Source organism: Microcoleus sp. PH2017_35_SFW_U_B (assembly GCF_020737865.1).
Lineage (GTDB): Bacteria > Cyanobacteriota > Cyanobacteriia > Cyanobacteriales > Microcoleaceae > Microcoleus.
Window position 1 is genome coordinate 1 of record NZ_JAEQDE010000069.1, and the last position, 16,140, is coordinate 16,140.

At 45.4% G+C, this 16,140-nt stretch carries 16 protein-coding genes and 1 pseudogene; 6 read left to right on the forward strand and 11 right to left on the reverse strand.

Annotated features, from left to right (window positions below; all coding sequences use genetic code 11):
• Nucleotides 1-107: 107 nt before the first annotated feature.
• Together JGK36_RS19040 and JGK36_RS19045 are read left to right on the forward strand one after the other, a co-directional pair.
• Nucleotides 108-269: pseudogene (locus JGK36_RS19040) on the forward strand (heavy metal-binding domain-containing protein); the annotation flags it as partial.
• Nucleotides 270-522: 253 nt separating this feature from the next.
• Nucleotides 523-1,146: a hypothetical protein gene (locus JGK36_RS19045; RefSeq protein ID WP_293185976.1), complete on the forward strand. Its 624-nt coding sequence runs from the start codon at nt 523-525 to the stop codon at nt 1,144-1,146.
• Between the two features lie 330 nt (nt 1,147-1,476).
• Here the strand turns inward: JGK36_RS19045 and metH are convergent, their stop codons facing one another.
• A complete protein-coding gene (metH, locus tag JGK36_RS19050; RefSeq protein WP_293197339.1) occupies nt 1,477-5,091 on the reverse strand; it encodes a methionine synthase in 3,615 nt (1,204 codons plus the stop codon).
• Between the two features lie 90 nt (nt 5,092-5,181).
• Here metH and JGK36_RS19055 point away from each other — a divergent pair, with 90 nt between their 5' ends.
• On the forward strand, nt 5,182-5,748 hold the full coding sequence (locus tag JGK36_RS19055) for a type II toxin-antitoxin system Phd/YefM family antitoxin (protein WP_293193291.1): 567 nt from the start codon (nt 5,182-5,184) through the stop codon (nt 5,746-5,748).
• A 238-nt stretch (nt 5,749-5,986) separates the two neighbouring features.
• The gene (locus tag JGK36_RS19060) at nt 5,987-6,658 is read left to right on the forward strand and encodes a Uma2 family endonuclease (RefSeq protein WP_293185980.1); all 672 of its coding nucleotides are present in this window, start codon (nt 5,987-5,989) and stop codon (nt 6,656-6,658) included.
• A gap of 290 nt (nt 6,659-6,948) precedes the next feature.
• Here the strand turns inward: JGK36_RS19060 and JGK36_RS19065 are convergent, their stop codons facing one another.
• The 6 genes from JGK36_RS19065 to ispE all read right to left on the reverse strand — a co-directional run bounded on the left by JGK36_RS19065 (nt 6,949) and on the right by ispE (nt 11,426).
• Entirely contained in the window at nt 6,949-7,659 is a 711-nt protein-coding gene (locus JGK36_RS19065) for a hypothetical protein (RefSeq protein ID WP_293185981.1), read from the reverse strand.
• A gap of 367 nt (nt 7,660-8,026) precedes the next feature.
• Nucleotides 8,027-8,701, reverse strand: coding sequence for a hypothetical protein (locus tag JGK36_RS19070; protein WP_293185982.1), 675 nt, complete (start codon nt 8,699-8,701; stop codon nt 8,027-8,029).
• A gap of 70 nt (nt 8,702-8,771) precedes the next feature.
• On the reverse strand, nt 8,772-9,224 hold the full coding sequence (locus JGK36_RS19075; RefSeq protein ID WP_293185983.1) for a DUF488 family protein: 453 nt from the start codon (nt 9,222-9,224) through the stop codon (nt 8,772-8,774).
• Nucleotides 9,202-9,828 carry a DUF488 family protein gene (locus JGK36_RS19080; RefSeq protein WP_293185985.1) on the reverse strand — a complete coding sequence of 209 codons (627 nt, stop codon included), beginning with the start codon at nt 9,826-9,828 and terminating at the stop codon, nt 9,202-9,204. The genes JGK36_RS19075 and JGK36_RS19080 overlap by 23 nt, the downstream gene beginning before the upstream one ends.
• Nucleotides 9,829-9,889: 61 nt before the next feature.
• The gene (locus JGK36_RS19085) at nt 9,890-10,243 is read right to left on the reverse strand and encodes a DUF3082 domain-containing protein (RefSeq protein WP_293185987.1); all 354 of its coding nucleotides are present in this window, start codon (nt 10,241-10,243) and stop codon (nt 9,890-9,892) included.
• Nucleotides 10,244-10,448: 205 nt separating this feature from the next.
• On the reverse strand, nt 10,449-11,426 hold the full coding sequence (ispE, locus tag JGK36_RS19090) for a 4-(cytidine 5'-diphospho)-2-C-methyl-D-erythritol kinase (protein WP_293147908.1): 978 nt from the start codon (nt 11,424-11,426) through the stop codon (nt 10,449-10,451).
• Nucleotides 11,427-11,528: 102 nt separating this feature from the next.
• Between ispE and JGK36_RS19095 the strand changes: the two genes are divergently transcribed.
• Nucleotides 11,529-11,699: a hypothetical protein gene (locus JGK36_RS19095; protein ID WP_293201054.1), complete on the forward strand. Its 171-nt coding sequence runs from the start codon at nt 11,529-11,531 to the stop codon at nt 11,697-11,699.
• Nucleotides 11,700-11,871: 172 nt separating this feature from the next.
• On the opposite strand, the gene rsmA is transcribed toward JGK36_RS19095, so the two are convergent.
• On the reverse strand, nt 11,872-12,693 hold the full coding sequence (gene rsmA, locus JGK36_RS19100; RefSeq protein WP_293185990.1) for a 16S rRNA (adenine(1518)-N(6)/adenine(1519)-N(6))-dimethyltransferase RsmA: 822 nt from the start codon (nt 12,691-12,693) through the stop codon (nt 11,872-11,874).
• Nucleotides 12,694-12,936: 243 nt separating this feature from the next.
• Between rsmA and galK the strand changes: the two genes are divergently transcribed.
• Nucleotides 12,937-14,016 carry a galactokinase gene (gene galK / locus JGK36_RS19105; protein ID WP_293185992.1) on the forward strand — a complete coding sequence of 360 codons (1,080 nt, stop codon included), beginning with the start codon at nt 12,937-12,939 and terminating at the stop codon, nt 14,014-14,016.
• Here galK and JGK36_RS19110 read toward each other — a convergent pair.
• The 3 genes from JGK36_RS19110 to JGK36_RS19120 all read right to left on the reverse strand — a co-directional run bounded on the left by JGK36_RS19110 (nt 14,006) and on the right by JGK36_RS19120 (nt 15,771).
• A complete protein-coding gene (locus JGK36_RS19110; protein WP_293185993.1) occupies nt 14,006-14,380 on the reverse strand; it encodes a signal peptidase I in 375 nt (124 codons plus the stop codon). The two genes, galK and JGK36_RS19110, sit on opposite strands and share 11 nt — an antisense overlap.
• A gap of 214 nt (nt 14,381-14,594) precedes the next feature.
• Nucleotides 14,595-14,765 carry a hypothetical protein gene (locus JGK36_RS33925; RefSeq protein WP_325315344.1) on the reverse strand — a complete coding sequence of 57 codons (171 nt, stop codon included), beginning with the start codon at nt 14,763-14,765 and terminating at the stop codon, nt 14,595-14,597.
• A gap of 559 nt (nt 14,766-15,324) precedes the next feature.
• Nucleotides 15,325-15,771, reverse strand: a complete 447-nt coding sequence (locus tag JGK36_RS19120) for a transposase (RefSeq protein WP_293185994.1) — start codon at nt 15,769-15,771, stop codon at nt 15,325-15,327.
• Nucleotides 15,772-16,140 lie beyond the last annotated feature (369 nt).

The following is a 16,140-nucleotide window of genomic DNA, read 5'->3' on the forward strand; positions in this document are numbered from 1 at the left end:
GGTTCTATGGTTTCTAGATTGTTTCTAGATTTAGTCTAGGTAGACTCTATTCTCCAAGTAGGCTCCTAAAGTAGGGAGCTACTTTCAGTAAGCATAGCAGATTTCCGCGAGGGCAGGGACATGCCCTCGCGGAACTGGAAAAACGGGCCCAGCGCCTGGGTGCTAATGCCGTGATCGGGGTGGAAGTTGACACCGGCACGATTAATGTAGACTCTTCGGGGGCTTTGCTGTTGATTACTGCTGTTGGGACTGCTGTCAGATTGCGTTAATAAGCCGCTTTTCCTCTATACATCAGCGAACTTTTTTAACTGGATAAAATAGTTATTGGTTATCAGCCATCAGTCATCAGTCATTAGCTAATAGCTGCTGGCTGAAAGCTGATGACTTTTTAGTTTATTTCTTCAGACATAGATACTGGTTATTTCCCCAGGCAGATATGGTTTCTATCAATCTCAGCCACAATCAATGCTTAGGTGAAAGATTGTTAAAAATAAAACCAACTCTCAAAGGAAAGGAAAAGCTATGGCATACGTAAATAGACCAGTAGACAACGTTGTTACCGAGCAGACTCTAGTTAAGCCGGTCATGGAATATCACGATTTAGTGCGGTGGGGCCCAATTTTTTCAGGTTTGGTAATTGCGATCGGCACACAACTGGTGTTAAGTGCGTTGGGTGCTGCGATCGGGTTGAGCAACATTGCTAATTCAGGAGCTCCGCGCAGTATTGCAGGCAACGTCGGTACTGGAGTAGGAATTTGGTCAATTATCAGTTTATTAATAAGCTTGGGCGTTGGCGGTTGGGTAACTGCTCGCGCTTGCGGCCCGATGAACCGCAGCACCGCGCTTTTGAACGGAGCAATTTTGTGGGCAACTACCTTAACAATTGGCTCTTGGCTGTTAGCAAATGGCGTAGCTGGGACTTTTGGCGTAGTAGCAGCGAATGCCGGAGCAGCGATTAATCAAGCCCAACAAGGCGGCGTAAATCTACCCAACCAAGCGCCTAGCGTTTCTGCTCAGGATGCTCGGAATATTGCTGAAAATGCCGCTAAAGCTGGTTGGTCATTTTTGTTCGGCTCATTATTGGGTTTGGTTGCTTCAATGGCCGGAGCATCTGCCGGCGCCCGCACTCCCCGGAATCACTTGTAAAAGTTTGGTGGGACAATCAAACTTCCGGTTCATGAAAGCACTTTTTCAAGGTGCTTTTTTATTGGGTGAATTTGTGTATTCTTCAGTCCGCGAAGGCGGACTTTGTTTGTGTACTAGCGGTTTCAACCGCCGAGTTTTATTTGTATAATGCGCTTTTTGCTGAGTCTAGATCCCCCTAAATCCCCCTTAAAAAGGGGGACTTTGATATCTTCCGGTTCCCCCCTTTTTAAGGGGGGTGCCAGGGAGATCTGGGCCTAGTCGTCAAACAGTAAATCGATAGTACATTTGACGTTAAGTTGACACTAATGGTACTCCGCGCGCACTAATAAATTAAGCTGTGAAGTATTTAGCGGCTGGGTGATAGGTGATAATTGCAGTGGTTGACTGTTCCGGATAAAGTTGTTCGCTTTCATCCATATACAGGTTTATACGATCGCACTTTAGCAAATCCAATTGCTTGTACTGATCCGCCATATTCGGACAAGCAGGATAGCCGAAACTGTAGCGCGAACCGCGATATCGCTGCGCCAGCATATCCCGAATATTATCCGGTTCCTCGCTAGCAAAACCCAATTCCCGGCGAATCCGCGCGTGAGTCCATTCGGCTACTGCTTCCGCCGTCTGTACCGCCAATCCGTGGAAGTAGAGATAATCGGTGTATTGATTGTTAGCAAATAGCTTTTGTGCGTACTCCGTAGCAACTTCTCCCACCGTCGCTACTTGCATCGGAAATACATCGATTTTACCCGATTCTTTCGGCGCGAAGAAGTCGGCAATGCACAGCCGGCGCGCCGATTTTTGCCGGGGAAATGTCAATGTTGTCACAGGCAAGATGCCTGTGCCACTATTGGCATTCACAGGCAAGATGCCTGTGCCACTATTTTCTGCTGTGGGGTGGGCATCTTGCCCGCCCTTCATAATTTCTGGGTCATACAGATACAAGGAATTTCCTTCAGCTTGACAGGGGAAATACCCGTAAATTGCTTGCGGGTGCAGTAACTTTTCGGTGATGATTTTGTGTTTCCATTCTGCCAAGATTGGATAAACTGTCTCAGCTAAGAAAGCATCGTATTCTTCCCGCGATTGGTCTTTTGGCTTGCGGAATTGCCACTGTCCAGCAACTAAGGCTTGCAAATCTAAGTGCCAGAAAAGCTCTTCAAAGGGGATTTCTTCGGGCGATAACAGTTTTGTACCCCAGAAAGGAGGATTCGGGCGATCGATATTTGCATCAACTGCTTCGGAACGCTTGGTATCAACAATCACCGGAGTGTCTGCCTTCTTCGCATCCTCAACCGCAGTTTCTGCCGAAGTTTTAGCTGCTTTCACCGCCCCATTCTCACTCCCAACTTCATCTAAAAATCCAGCCAAATCTTCCCAGTTTCCAGCAGATTTGGCTGGCATCAGTTTCTCCATAAAGTTCAAGTCAGAAAACGCATCTTTGCCGTAAACAACTTTACCGTTATAAGTATTTTGGCAATCTTCATGGACAAATTTGGGAGTCAAAGCTGCACCGCCCAAAATCACTGGAACGGTAATGCCTCTCTGGTTGAATACCTCCAAATTTTCCTTCATAAATGCGGTGGATTTTACCAGCAAGCCACTCATGGCAATACAATCGGCTTTGTGCTTTTCGTAGGCTTCGATGATATTATCAACTGGCTGTTTAATTCCCAAGTTAATCACTCGATAGCCGTTGTTTGATAGGATAATATCAACCAAGTTTTTGCCAATGTCATGAACGTCGCCTTTGACAGTCGCAATGATAAATGTGCCTTTAGCATTGTCCCCGGATTCGGACTTTTCCATGTACGGTTCTAAATAAGCAACTGCCGCTTTCATGGTTTCGGCTGATTGCAATACAAATGGTAGCTGCATTTGTCCCGAACCGAACAATTCTCCGACTACTTTCATCCCATCTAACAAGAAGGTATTGATAATTTGCAGGGGCGGATAGGTTTCTAATGCTTTGGCGAGTTGGATGTCGAGGCCGATGCGTTCGCCATCGATGATGTGGCGCTTCAATCGTTCTTCGACGGGGAGGTTTTCGTCTTGGGTACGATCGCGCTTGGTAGTTTTGCCCGCAAACACCGTTGTTAGGTCGCCCAAGGGGTCGTAAATGCAAATATCGCCGTCGAACTCCCGTTCGTCGTAGATCAGTTTGCGGCAGATTTCCTGGTGTTTGGGGTCGATTTTGGCGATCGGCAAAATCTTGTTAGCGCTGATAATCGCCGAATCCATCCCCGCCTGCATCGCTTCGTGCAAAAACATGGAATTGAGAACTTGGCGCGCCGCCGGATTCAAGCCGAAGGAAATGTTAGAAACTCCCAAAATCACGTGACATCCCGGCAATTCTTGGCGGATGCGGCGGATAGATTCGATGGTAGCTTTGCCGTTTTTTCGGTCTTCTTCAATCCCGGTAGAAATCGGCAAAGCCAGGGTGTCAAAAAAGAGTTCTGAGGCGGGAATTCCATAGGCGACGGCGGCGTTATAGGCGCGTTGGGCGATCGCAAATTTTTGGTCAGCAGTGCGCGCCATCCCATCTTCATCAATCGTTCCGATCACAATCCCTGCGCCGTACTTTTTAGCCAACTCCAAAACTTGATAAAAACGCGGTTCTCCGTCTTCATAGTTAGTAGAATTCAGCAAACATTTGCCGCCCGCAACTTTCAAGCCAGCTTCCATCTTTTCCCACTCGGTGGAATCCAGCATTAAAGGCAGAGTTGCATTAGTCACAACCCGGGATACTAATTCTTTCATATCGCGCACGCCGTCGCGCCCGACATAATCGACGTTGACATCGAGAACGTGCGCGCCTTCTCGCACTTGTTCTCTAGCCATTGCTACTAAACCGTCCCAGTCTTCGGCGTTTAGCAAATCGCGGCATTTTTTGGAACCGCTAGCGTTGAGTTTTTCCCCGACAATTAAGAAGGAATTTTCTTGTTCGTAGGGTTGGGCGCTATAAATTGAAGCAGCGGCTGGTTCCCAAGTAATTTCGCGAATTTTGGGTTTAAGAGTTGTGCCAATTTCTGACAGTTCGCGGATGTGATCGTAGCGAGTACCGCAGCAGCCGCCAATGACTTGCACGCCTAAGTCTTCGACGAAGCGCATCAAGGCCATTTTTAATTCAATCGGCGTCAGTTTGTAGTGTGCGTGGCCGCCAATGTTTTCGGGTAAACCAGCGTTTGGTACGCAGGAAACCACGAAGGGCGAATGTTCGGATAGATATTTGACGTGTTCCGCCATGCGATCGGGCCCGGTGGCACAGTTTAATCCTAAAATATCTATGGGATACGGCTGCAAAATAGCTAAAGCGGCGCTGATGTCGGAACCGACTAACATTGTGCCGGTGGCTTCCATTGTGACTGATACCATCAGCGGAATCCGCGCACCTTTTTTCTTAAATACTTCTTCAATGGCATTTAATGCTGATTTAATTTGCAGCACGTCTTGACAAGTTTCGACTATAAATAAGTCAACGCCGCCGTCATAAAGTCCTTCGGCTTGTTCGGTAAAAGCGGCGGTTAGCGTGTCAAAATCGATGTGTCCTAAGGTTGGCAATTTGGTACCCGGGCCGATCGATCCTGCGACAAATCTCGGTTTTTCGGGCGTGTCAAATTCTGCTGCGATATTCTTGGCGAGTTCAGCCGCCGTTTTGTTGAGATAATAGGCTTTGTCGGCTAAATCGTACTCCGCGAGCACGATGGAAGCAGCGCCGAAGGTGTCTGTTTCGATGACATCGGCGCCTGCTTCGAGGAATCCTCGGTGCACGTTGGCGACGGCTTCCGGCTTGGTGTGCACGAGATATTCGTTGCAGCCTTCGTATTCTTTGCCGCCAAAGTCTTCTGCGGTGAGGTTTTGGACTTGCAGGTTGGTTCCCATGGCGCCGTCGAAGACGATGACTGGGCGCGAGGGGTGGTGGAGTCGATCGAGAAATTTGCTATTCATCAGCGGTAAAAAGACGTAGGTGCTATATATTTACAATTTTATCTATTGTGCAATATTGTCAACAATTATGCGTATGTTGGGGAACGACTGATGACTGAAGGATTTAATGCTGCTGACGGTAGTTCGATCGCACCTACGATCTTACCGATCGCCCTGGATAATTGTCAAAATTCTGCTGTGGGCGCGGCTGTGGGGGCTAAACTGGCGATCGACTCTGAGGGGTTTTTTCGCTTAACTGTTGAGGAATTTTGCGAAAATGCGATCGAGATCGTGAAACGAGTGATGCAAAAGGGCGATCGTTTTATTTTACAGCAAGCAGGGAAGGATCTAGCTGCGATCGTTCCCGAAGCAGAGTTTCACAAGATAGATTATCTCATGGAAGAACTCAAACCCTCACAATTCTTTCCTGACGAAGAAGCATATTATGAAGATGAGAGAGGAATCCACTGCATTTACCCGGACGAACTTGTAGAAGACTTTGATAATATTTTAGCAGATGTCAAGGAATTCGACGAATTATTTGGCTTATTGCCCACTGAGGAAATGGGAGAAAATATTGATATTTTCATGTCTGTAGCTATTCTCATGTCGATCGATCGTTTTTGGGTACCGGAGTACCTAATCGCCGAGAAATCCCGACTAAAAATGCTATCATAATACTATTAGTAGGGTGTGTCGCCATTGAAATACCTCGCATCAGATCGACAATCTCATAGCGACGCACCTGACTATTAGTAGGGTGTGTCGCCATTGAAATACCTCGCATCAGATCGACAATCTCATAGCGACGCACCGGACAAAATACTAAACAACACTTCTTTCCTAACACGGCTGTTTATAACTGCTATAAGTTTGTTCACCTTCGATCGCAAAACCAATACAGAGGACTCGCAATATGAATCCGCAAACAATAACCCCGTCTCCTCCCGTACAAGAGCAAATTATCCGAGAGTCAAAAGTTGTTTTGAAAGGCGTTAGCTGGCAAACTTTTCAAGCGTTGCTTGCTGATGTTGGAGACGATCGTGCGTGGAGAATTGCCTATGACAATGGAGTATTAGAAATCAGAATGCCCTACCAAGAACATGAAATGCCTACAGGGATGTTAGAAAGTTTTATTGAAGCCCTAGCAGATGAGCTAGAAATTGAGGTAATGAAACTCCGATCTCTGCTGCTTAAACGAGAAGATTTAAGTCGCGCGATCGAACCAGATACCTGTTTCTACATCCAGAATGAAGCTTTAGTAAGAAGCAGAGATATTGACTTGGAAACCGATCCGCCGCCGGATTTGGCTGTCGAGTCGGATTACACCAATTCTTCTCTAAACAAATTCGCAATTTATGCAGCTTTGGGCGTTCCAGAAATTTGGAGATACCGCCGCCAAACTCTAGAAGTTTATCAACTTGTCGATGACAAATACGAGAGTGTTGGTCAAAGTGTAGCTTTTCCATTTTTGCCGATCGCAGAAATACCAGGATTTATCGAACAAAGCAGGGCGATCGGACAAAGATCGGCCGTGCGTCTATTTCGGACAAGAATTAGAGAAATTTTGCAAAATTCCAACCTATAATAAATGTAAAATTCCAACCCATAATAAAATATAATTGGGGTGGATCTGAGTTTGGTAAATATGATTGTAGGGGCGAAGCATGACCGCAGTCAATATGAGATTATAACTAATAACTCATATACGGTCATGCTTCGCCCTCTTGAAAAACCCGATGCACCCTATAATTGGTTCGTAGCCAGGACTTCAGTCCGCATCCAATCCAAGGACTGAAGTCCTCACTACGAACCTTTAAGAAGGACTGAAGTCCTCACTACAAACCTGTGAGTCTTAAAAAATATTAAATTTTTTGATTATTTCTTTCGCATCTTTCTCTGTGAACCTCTTTTAGCCAGGTGCTTAATTTCATTGTCGGCTGGAACATCCACTTGTTCTACAATTTCTAAATCCAAAACTTCAACCTCGCCTCCGCTGATTTCTTCAGCTTTCTCAACATCCTGCAAATCCTGCTGATGTTCGATTAACTCCAATCCAAATCCAGAATCTAAAATCGGCAATTCATCGATTTCTTCACTAATTTCAGATTCTCCAACCCAATCGTCAATTTCCGCCGCTAAATCTTCCTCAATTTCTTGACTAATTTGAGTTTCTCTAATTTCCTTCTCTACTAGCTGCACCGATAACTGCTGGTTTTCCCTTGACAAATGCTCAATCTGAGTCGATTGAATTCTAAGCTGTTCATTCAAAACGCGAATTTCTCGGTTTTGCTGCTGAATCATTTCTTCCCCATCAGCAATAGTTCGATTTCTCTCTAATATGACTTCATTTCTAGTTTCTAATTCCAAAGCGCTCATTGCTGCTTTAATTACATTATAAAAATGCGGCTTAGACACATCAACTTGTTTAGCATTATGGCGACTTTTCCCCAAAAGTCCAATCTTTTCTCCTTGCTTAACAGCCAACACAAAACCTTGATGATTTTTAATTTTTAATTCTTTGACAAAATCAACTTGAACTAAGCTGCAAATATATCTGTGACAGTCATAATAAAATTCTGCTTTCATGAAAAAGCACCCCTTTCTGCTACAGTCCCGCAGAATTATAGCACGAAGAATGTTAAATCTCGAACAAAATCTCTAAACCTATGGTGCGCGCCGATCGCCCTACCATAATTTCAAATGTATGCGATGTCAAGAGTTGTTGCTAAAATTAATCAAAAATCAATAATCGATCGCCATTTCAATCAAAACACCAGCTAATCCAATACTTCGGACAGTTTTTTAACGACTCTGTAAGCGTATCGCGAGTAAGCCCTGGCATTTTTAATGATTTTTTGAAACGAGCGGGCGAGACTTAAAGAATAGTCATCCCTATAGCCATCAACGGTTTGAGATACTAGATTAGATCTAAAACTGTCCTTCGTATTGCTAATCAATAATAAATAATATCTTCCTCCAACTCAATCACACCCGCAATCAACTTCCAACAAGGATCGTCTCCTTCCCAATCATCAGGCCGCCAAGGCATACTTAAACTGATGGTTAGCAAACAAGCTTTTTCCGGGCGATAACCCAAATCCAACCTTCTAGTAAACACCGGATCGGTAATTGTTGCCGTCAATTTTTGATTGTATGCAGTTACAATAGATCCTTCCCATTTATTCCCACTTTCAAATCTTTTGCCGACCATTCTTACGGTAAATTTTACTGCTTTTATTAATTGTAAAGTAATGCGCTCTTCCCTTGGCAAAGACTGCATATAATCTACTGTCACAAATCGCAAATCATTATGCAAAATATATGCCCGATCGCGGAAATATTTCAGTAAATATGCAGAAGAAACCTTCCCGACGTGCTGCCATTTTCCCGGAATAATAGACAGATTTTCACACTCAAAACCAAAATCCGGCCCCGTATTTGCCAAAGGAATGTCTATAACATCTAATAATGCCGGTTCCAGTCTATTTATCTGCCGTATTTCTTTAGGAATCTGGCCGTCTGGTAAGTCGGAAATTGGACGTACCCAGTTACCATTAATTTCATTAATTCCAGCGATGCACCTGTCACCTCGTTTCCAGGAATTAGCAAGGCAAATTATCCGAGTCATTCGATTTTAGATGTTAGATTTTAGATTGATTCCTGTATTTATGGCGTACACTCCCCGCCAGCTATGCAATTCAAAGATGACTAATTTTGACATTTTGCCACTTATCGTTGAGATATTCAGCAACTAAACGGCGGTGACAGTTGTGAGGCTGTGGTTCGCTACAAAGCAGACACCCGCAGTCTAGAATATCCGGCGAAATTTTTTGCTCAATTTGTCGATCGCGAATCAACTGCAAAAACTGCTGTTCATAAACATCCCAATCTCCCTTTTTCTTTTTATAATCATCCAGAATATCTTGAGTCGGCGCTAAATCCAGAATATGCACATACTTAATATTACCAATTGTCCGCAAAAAATACTCTAAATCTTTCCGCTTAGCAAAACCAGCTAACTGGGACACATTATTCAGCCGCGTATCTATCACCCTGCGGACTCCGGCTTTTATCAAAGTATCAAAAAATTGCTCGGCGCTTTTTTGAGTAAAACCAATTGTAAATAAATTAATTGCTTTCTTTGGTGACATAAGCGATTTCCAATCCATAACGATAATAAGCTGTTTCTAAATCAACTATTTCATCTTTAACTTGAGGTTCTAATTCAAACAAGCTTAACTGAATTGGCTGATTATTTTTTTTACCTTTGTTAAACTTGCTCAAAAGTCTTGCTTCTACATCCTGATGCGATTCTAAACTGCCATCGGACAGAATATGATTTATTTGCAAATTAAATTCTTTGAGTTTGTGGCAAACTAAAATAGTGCGGTGACAAGTAATCGGGTCTTTTTCCGCACACATTAAACTGATTTTATAATTGGTGGCGCCTTTGAGCAAGCGTTGAATTCCTGAGGCAAATAGAGGAGTCGCTGCTATGCGATCGTACAAAGCTTTACCGCTAGTATCGTAACAGCTTAAGTCTTCCGGCCTCGCACCCAATTCTTGCCCCAAAAAAACATATTGAATGCCCGCAGCAGACAGAGAAGCTGTAATTTCTGATTTATTAAAATGAGGTAAATAGCGGCTGAAAGGATGCGATCGCACGTCCGCAACCGCTGTAATTCCGTGTTGTTCCAATAACAAAATAAACGCTTCAATACTGTGATTGGAGTGTCCGATCGTAAATACTTCCATTGCTTCGATCTTACTATTAAGTATTCAGCTTGCAGGCTAGATTTTCTGTAGTCTGATAGTTTCAACCAGCAGGTTTCTTCACCAACTTTTGAATCCCAATTTGCAAACCCAGCAGCATTAAGCCGACTGCCGCCAGCCCAAAAACGCCCGTACCTAAAGCCACCATCCCCACGACTAAAGTTCGCACGGCGACACTAATTTTAAGCACAGTAATATTGGTGGAATGCAGCGGCTTGCTAGCAAAATTTAGAGCGATCGACATAGTTAGCGAATACAAACCAAAAGCGAACACACTCGCGATCAGCGAACCAATCACGCACCGCAAAACAGTCGGCTGCTTGGGAGATGCAGGCGTTGCATCCCGCGCCGAACTTAGAGGTTCAGAAGTGGAATTTGGATTAGTTAAATCAGCCATGGCGATTTTAGATTTTAGATTTTAGATTTTAGATTTCTGGTTAATTTACCAAAACTAAAATCGGTGTTTCATGTCATTTTATCAGTTCTGCGATCTTAATAGACTCCGCGCAAAGTTAGATTCATTTTTGCCGTTAGCGCAGCCCTCGGAGAGGATCGCCCCCACTGACATTTAACCGACGATCGCGATCGCACCCGACAGCGAGTTACACCCTCACAATCGGCGGTTTCGTATCATTTCCTTCCGAAAAAATCCGAATCCCAGTATTGCTAAACTTTGCTACCCAAAAATCCAAATCGGGAGAAGCGATCGCACTTTTCACCCGTTCCAGAACCTGCTGAGCCTGCTCTGGAGACTCACACAGCGCAAACACCGTCGGCCCGGAACCGGACATCATCGCGCCCAAAACCCCCGCCGACTCAAAAGCCTCCCGCAATTGCAACACCTGCGGGTACACGGGTAAAGCAACTTTTTCTAAATCGTTGTGCAGCAATTGACCAATTTTCGATCGATCTTTTTGGGCGATCGCCCCCACCATCGGCCCTGAATGTAGCCTTTGGCGGCGACATTCCAAATCTTCTGGTGCACAATAGGAACTACTGAACTGTTTGCGATAAGTTTGATACGACCATGCAGTAGAAATACTGAGATTGCGAAACTTCGCCAGCACCACACAAAAACCTCCCAAATCAGGCAGGGGAGAGAGTTTATCCCCACGACCTGTTGCCAGAGCCGTACCTCCTCCAATGCAAAAAGGCACATCAGAACCCAGAGTTCCCCCCAACTCTTGCAACTCCGATTGAGTGAGTCCCAATTGCCACAGCAAGTCCATCCCGACTAAAACTGCGGCAGCATTTGCAGAACCGCCGGCGAGCCCCGCGGCCACCGGAATCTGCTTGTGAATGGCAATCTCGACTCCGCCGTATTTCGCCAAAGCATCTGGAAATTGCTGCGCCAACAAATCCGCCGCGCGATAAGCCAGATTATTCTTGTCCGGCGGGACTTGGGGGTGATCGCAGCGCACGCGGATCGTGTCCGTTCCGATCGCGCGCAAGTCAATTCGATCGGCCAAATCTATGCTTTGAAGCACCATCGCCAGTTCGTGATATCCGTCGGGGCGATCGCCTATTATCTCCAAATACAGATTGATTTTTGCTGAAGCTAGCAGAGAATATGAACGCATAGGTGATTAAGCCGCGGGTGAAAGAAACCCCTGGTTGAAGAAATTAATTGACACCAGTCAGACTACATTTTCTCACAACTCAAAGGAAATATTATGCAGGAAATGTGGAAAACTTTTTTTAGTTCGGGGTCATTTATTCCCCACGGGCGCTGTTATCGATGGCAGACCAAGTTAGTCTGGCTGCACGTAGCCTCAGATTCAATAATTGCGATCGCCTATTTCTCGCTCCCGATTACACTGCTTTACTTTATTTCCAAACGCGAAAGTCATTAGTCATTATTCATCAGTCATGTTTTGCGAGTAAACAAGAGTTCGCGAACGTTATTAATCATCAGTTATCAGTAAACTTATTGCATAAATCTTTGATTGATAGGCGAACCACAGATGCAACCGACGATGCAACGCAGATTATTTCCAGATAAGAAAGCTTGGGAGTGCAAGGATTCTAGTCATCGGAAAACAAATTATTGCTCAAATTTACCCATTGCGCCACGCTTAAATCTTCAGCGCGAGATTGAGGATTGATCTGTAACTTTTCTAACAATTGAACGAGTTTATCTAAATCCACAGATCCTTTTAAATTATTACGCAGCATCTTGCGCTTGCTGCCAAATCCTAACTTGACTAAAGTCTCTAAATAACGCGGATTAACTGCTGGCGTTTCTATCACTCGGGGCAGCAGCCGCACCACGGCGGAATCGACTTTTGGCGGCGGATAAAAGTCTCTAGACGGCACATCGCAAATTAACTCGCATTCTGCTAAATACTGCACCCGCACCGACAAAGCGCCAAAAGCTGTCGAACCAGGTTTAGCGTAAAGCCTTTGGGCTACTTCTTTCTGCACCAACAGGACGATCGCATCGAAGGGTTTCGCAACCGGCACAGATATCGTTCCCAGCAGTTTTTGCAGGATGGGGCCGGTGATATTGTAGGGAATGTTGGCAACAACTTTATTGGGATCTTGGAATTTGGGAAAGGCGATTAGTTCAGCCTCTAAATCCATTTCCAGAAAATCGCCTTGTAGCAGTAAAAAGTTGTCGTTTTTGCCTAGTTGCTTGGCGAGTTTTAGGCACAAATCTCGATCGATCTCCACCGCAACAACAGACTCAGCCGCAGCAAGCAAGGGTCGAGTCAGAATCCCAGTGCCCGGCCCGATTTCCAGGACGCGATCGCCCGACAAACTCGCCGCTTTGACAATCTTATCTAAGGCTTTCTCGCTTTTGAGCCAATGTTGAGCAAACTGTTTCCGGGGTCTGGTCGATCGCATTTTTTGAATTCTTCGAGAAATCTTAGCCTGCCATTCTATCACAACCCCATATTTTTTCCCAAGCTAAAGTTATGTTTATTTTTGTAAACAGGGGTTGAATTCAGCAAAAAACTTGGGCATCATAAAATAATTAACGATAAAAAATAAGTTTATTTCTTCCCAATTACCAATTACCAATTACCAATTACCAATTACCAATTACCAATTACCAATTACCAATTACCAATTACCAATTCCCCAAAAATGAAATTCCAACGAGTATTTGGTACATTACCCCAAACCCAAGCCAGCGCGCCCGGAAGAGTAAATATGCTGGGCGAACACACAGACTACAACGATGGATTTGTACTTCCGACTGCGATTGGGCAGCGCACAACAGTACAAATTGGCTTTAGCAGCGATACCCGACACCATTTTTATTCAGCCGAATATGACGAACTCATAAATTTTTCAGACGACGATACCATACCGCAAAAATTCGTCAGTTATATCTGTGGCTGCATCAGACTTTTAGAAAAAGAAGGGTACAAAATACCACCAATAAATCTCTACATTACCTCCGATGTGCCGATCGGCGCCGGTTTGTCCAGCAGCGCGGCTTTAGAAATAGCCACCCTCAGAGCAATCCGCGCGCTGCTGAACCTCCCCCTAGACGACGTGCGGCTGGCTCAAATCGGACAGCTAACCGAAATCCGGTATGCCGGGGTGAACTGTGGCATCATGGATCAAATGGCGTCGAGTTTAGCAGACACCAACACGATGCTATTTATCGACACCCGCAGCCTCGAATACCGCGCGCTACCTTTTCCCACAGGCACAGAAATTTTAGTCATTGACAGCGGTGAAAGCCACAACCTAGCAGCCGGAAGTGGCTACAACCAGCGGCGTGCTGAGTGCGAAGAATCCGCCCGGATATTGGGAGTTAAAGCCCTTAGGGATATCAGCGATCCCAAAGCAGTGGAAGTATTGCCAGAACCCCTAAAAAGGCGATCGCGCCACGTAGTCACCGAAAACAACCGCGTGCTGCAAGCTGTAAAATCTTTACCAGCCGAACGTTTCGGCGATTTAATGAATGCTTCCCATGCGAGTTTGCGCGACGACTACGAAGTTTCGGTGGTTGCAGTAGATGCCTTGGCGGCAATCTTGCAGTCAATCCCCGGAGTCTTCGGCGCGAGGCTGACGGGCGGAGGTTTTGGTGGTGCTTGTGTTGCACTGGTTAAGAGTGGGAAAGCCGATGTTATTGCATCAGAGGCGATCGATCGTTACCACCGCGCGGGTTATAATGGTCGCGTTTTAGTTCCCGAAGTTCAAGTTAATTCTTAATCGCAGAACTATCTCCCGACACCGAAGGCCACCGCACAGTCACGATAACCGAATCCTCCTCGGCCGACCAATAATGAGGCACTCCCGGCAGCCAGAGAGCATAATCTCCTTCACAACACAGCAAGATTTCTTGCGAAGGAAATTGCAAGCGAAACCGCCCTTTTACCAGAATAGAAAGCGTAGTTGCTGCCGCATTTACCGCCCACTGAGTCCTGCAATCTCCGGCGGAGTGAACGCCCCATTTTACCTCTAACGCAGAAGTCGATCGCGCGTCATCTTCGGGCATTATAAAGTGACCCGCAAACCAACCGCCGCGACTTGCACCTTCAGCACCCGCATTTCCAAAAATCACTTCAGGTGGCATCAGTTAATAATCTAACAAACAAATATTTTAAGTAACACAAACTCAAAGGTTCGTAGTAAGAACTTTAGTCATAAACACAACAGGCACTCTTCTGGGAATCGATCTTTAGGTACGTTGTTGCGCTTCAGCGCTCTTTCATAGATCTAGCATAGCGCCCAAGCGCAACAACGTACCTCATCCTTGATGATTTTTAGACGAGCCAACACGATCGCAATTATAACTTGCGGCCCGAAGATTGACCTTCCGTCGTAGCTATTTCCCCAGCTTCCATAAACTGCTTAAAGTGGCGCAAATCGTCAGCAATTTGCTGTTCTGGATCTTCCCCAAATAGTTTAGCAGCGCCCGCACCGATCGCACCGCCCGGAGGGTTGTATTCGATCGCCACTTTTACCTTTGATTCGCATCCGCAGCCGACTGCAAACCCTCCACAACCCCGAGTCCGCGCGCCGCCAAACTGCCGCCCGCAACCGCCAGCAAAGCACCTCTGAGTGAACGCTGCGACAAACCAAACAGCACCAGCGCTCGCCCACCAATTAACGAAGCCCAGCGTTCGGTATCGCTGGTGTTAGCTTGGTTTTGTTTGTCAGAATTTGCGATCGAAGTAGATTCGATTGCTTTAAACCTCGTCAGTCGATTTTAGATTTTAGATTTTAGATTCTTCGACTTCGCGATCGAACCAGTTTTAGATTTTAGATTTACTCCACAGATAAATCTGCGAGGTCTAACTAAGGTCTAAAATCTTGGGATACCCACGACAGCCCTGCGGGGACTTCCGTTTTTGGGCGGGTCAATTAATCGTGAAAAACAGCAGCAAAAGGGGCAACCCAAACAGATCCATCGAAACTGGGAGCATCTCAGTTTTTCATTTATAGCGGTTCTCAGAAAGATTCGCGGATGTTGTTGGGCTTGGGCCCTCTTGGTTTAAGGGTTGTGTGGGCTGTCAGTTATACCTCATCTTTTTGAGAAAGGCTATATATAGATAGTGCTGTCCCCGCTCGCGAGTTGTACAATACGCGAGCGGGGACAGCACTATAATAAAAAAAATGCTTTTTACAAAATTGAGATGCTCCCACATGAATCGCCTCAAACCGTCCCTGAAAAAGTGAACCAACTCTTTGATAGCGTTTATTAATAGCCTTAGTATAAGACAGAGTAAATGCCTGCATCAGGTTGGAAAAACGATTGGTGTTCAGGTGAACTAATAAATGATAGTGGTTCGGCATCAAACAATAAGCAATAATATCGACACCATGAGTAATCAGATGGTTTCTTAATTGACGTAAAAAATAAATATAGTTTTCTCGCTCAAAAAATATCAACTGACGGTTATTACCTCGGTTATAAACATGGTAGTAATTACCCGCTTGCAAGATAACTTGGCGACGTGGCATATCAGATAGTAGGTAAGTGGCTAGCCGAAGTCAGAAACTGGGAGGCTCAGAAACCGGGTTTCTACGAAAAATCTGGTGAGGTTGTTTAAATTATCGCAGAAACCCGGTTTCTTGGACTAAGCGCGTGGAACTCAGAAACCGGGTTTCTCGCGAAAATCTGGTGAAGAGGCGTAAATTCTCACAGAAACCCGGTTTCTTGGGCTCAGCGCGGGAACTCAGAAACCGGGTTTCTATGAAAAATCTCGTGAAGATACGAAAATTCTCGTAGAAACCCGGTTTCTCGGACTCAGCGCGTGGGACTCAGAAACCGGGTTTCTCGCGAAAATCTCGTGAAGAGGCGTAAATTGTCGTAGAAACCCGGTTTCTTGG

Bases quoted from the DNA above. Each gene is read 5' to 3' on its own strand.
- JGK36_RS19045 (WP_293185976.1), top strand. From the start codon at position 523: ATGGCATACGTAAATAGACCAGTAGACAACGTTGTTACCGAGCAGACT.
- metH (WP_293197339.1), bottom strand. From the start codon at position 5,091: ATGAATAGCAAATTTCTCGATCGACTCCACCACCCCTCGCGCCCAGTC.
- JGK36_RS19055 (WP_293193291.1), top strand. From the start codon at position 5,182: ATGACTGAAGGATTTAATGCTGCTGACGGTAGTTCGATCGCACCTACG.
- JGK36_RS19060 (WP_293185980.1), top strand. From the start codon at position 5,987: ATGAATCCGCAAACAATAACCCCGTCTCCTCCCGTACAAGAGCAAATT.
- JGK36_RS19065 (WP_293185981.1), bottom strand. From the start codon at position 7,659: ATGAAAGCAGAATTTTATTATGACTGTCACAGATATATTTGCAGCTTA.
- JGK36_RS19070 (WP_293185982.1), bottom strand. From the start codon at position 8,701: ATGACTCGGATAATTTGCCTTGCTAATTCCTGGAAACGAGGTGACAGG.
- JGK36_RS19075 (WP_293185983.1), bottom strand. From the start codon at position 9,224: ATGTCACCAAAGAAAGCAATTAATTTATTTACAATTGGTTTTACTCAA.
- JGK36_RS19080 (WP_293185985.1), bottom strand. From the start codon at position 9,828: ATGGAAGTATTTACGATCGGACACTCCAATCACAGTATTGAAGCGTTT.
- JGK36_RS19085 (WP_293185987.1), bottom strand. From the start codon at position 10,243: ATGGCTGATTTAACTAATCCAAATTCCACTTCTGAACCTCTAAGTTCG.
- ispE (WP_293147908.1), bottom strand. From the start codon at position 11,426: ATGCGTTCATATTCTCTGCTAGCTTCAGCAAAAATCAATCTGTATTTG.
- JGK36_RS19095 (WP_293201054.1), top strand. From the start codon at position 11,529: ATGTGGAAAACTTTTTTTAGTTCGGGGTCATTTATTCCCCACGGGCGC.
- rsmA (WP_293185990.1), bottom strand. From the start codon at position 12,693: ATGCGATCGACCAGACCCCGGAAACAGTTTGCTCAACATTGGCTCAAA.
- galK (WP_293185992.1), top strand. From the start codon at position 12,937: ATGAAATTCCAACGAGTATTTGGTACATTACCCCAAACCCAAGCCAGC.
- JGK36_RS19110 (WP_293185993.1), bottom strand. From the start codon at position 14,380: ATGCCACCTGAAGTGATTTTTGGAAATGCGGGTGCTGAAGGTGCAAGT.
- JGK36_RS19120 (WP_293185994.1), bottom strand. From the start codon at position 15,771: ATGCCACGTCGCCAAGTTATCTTGCAAGCGGGTAATTACTACCATGTT.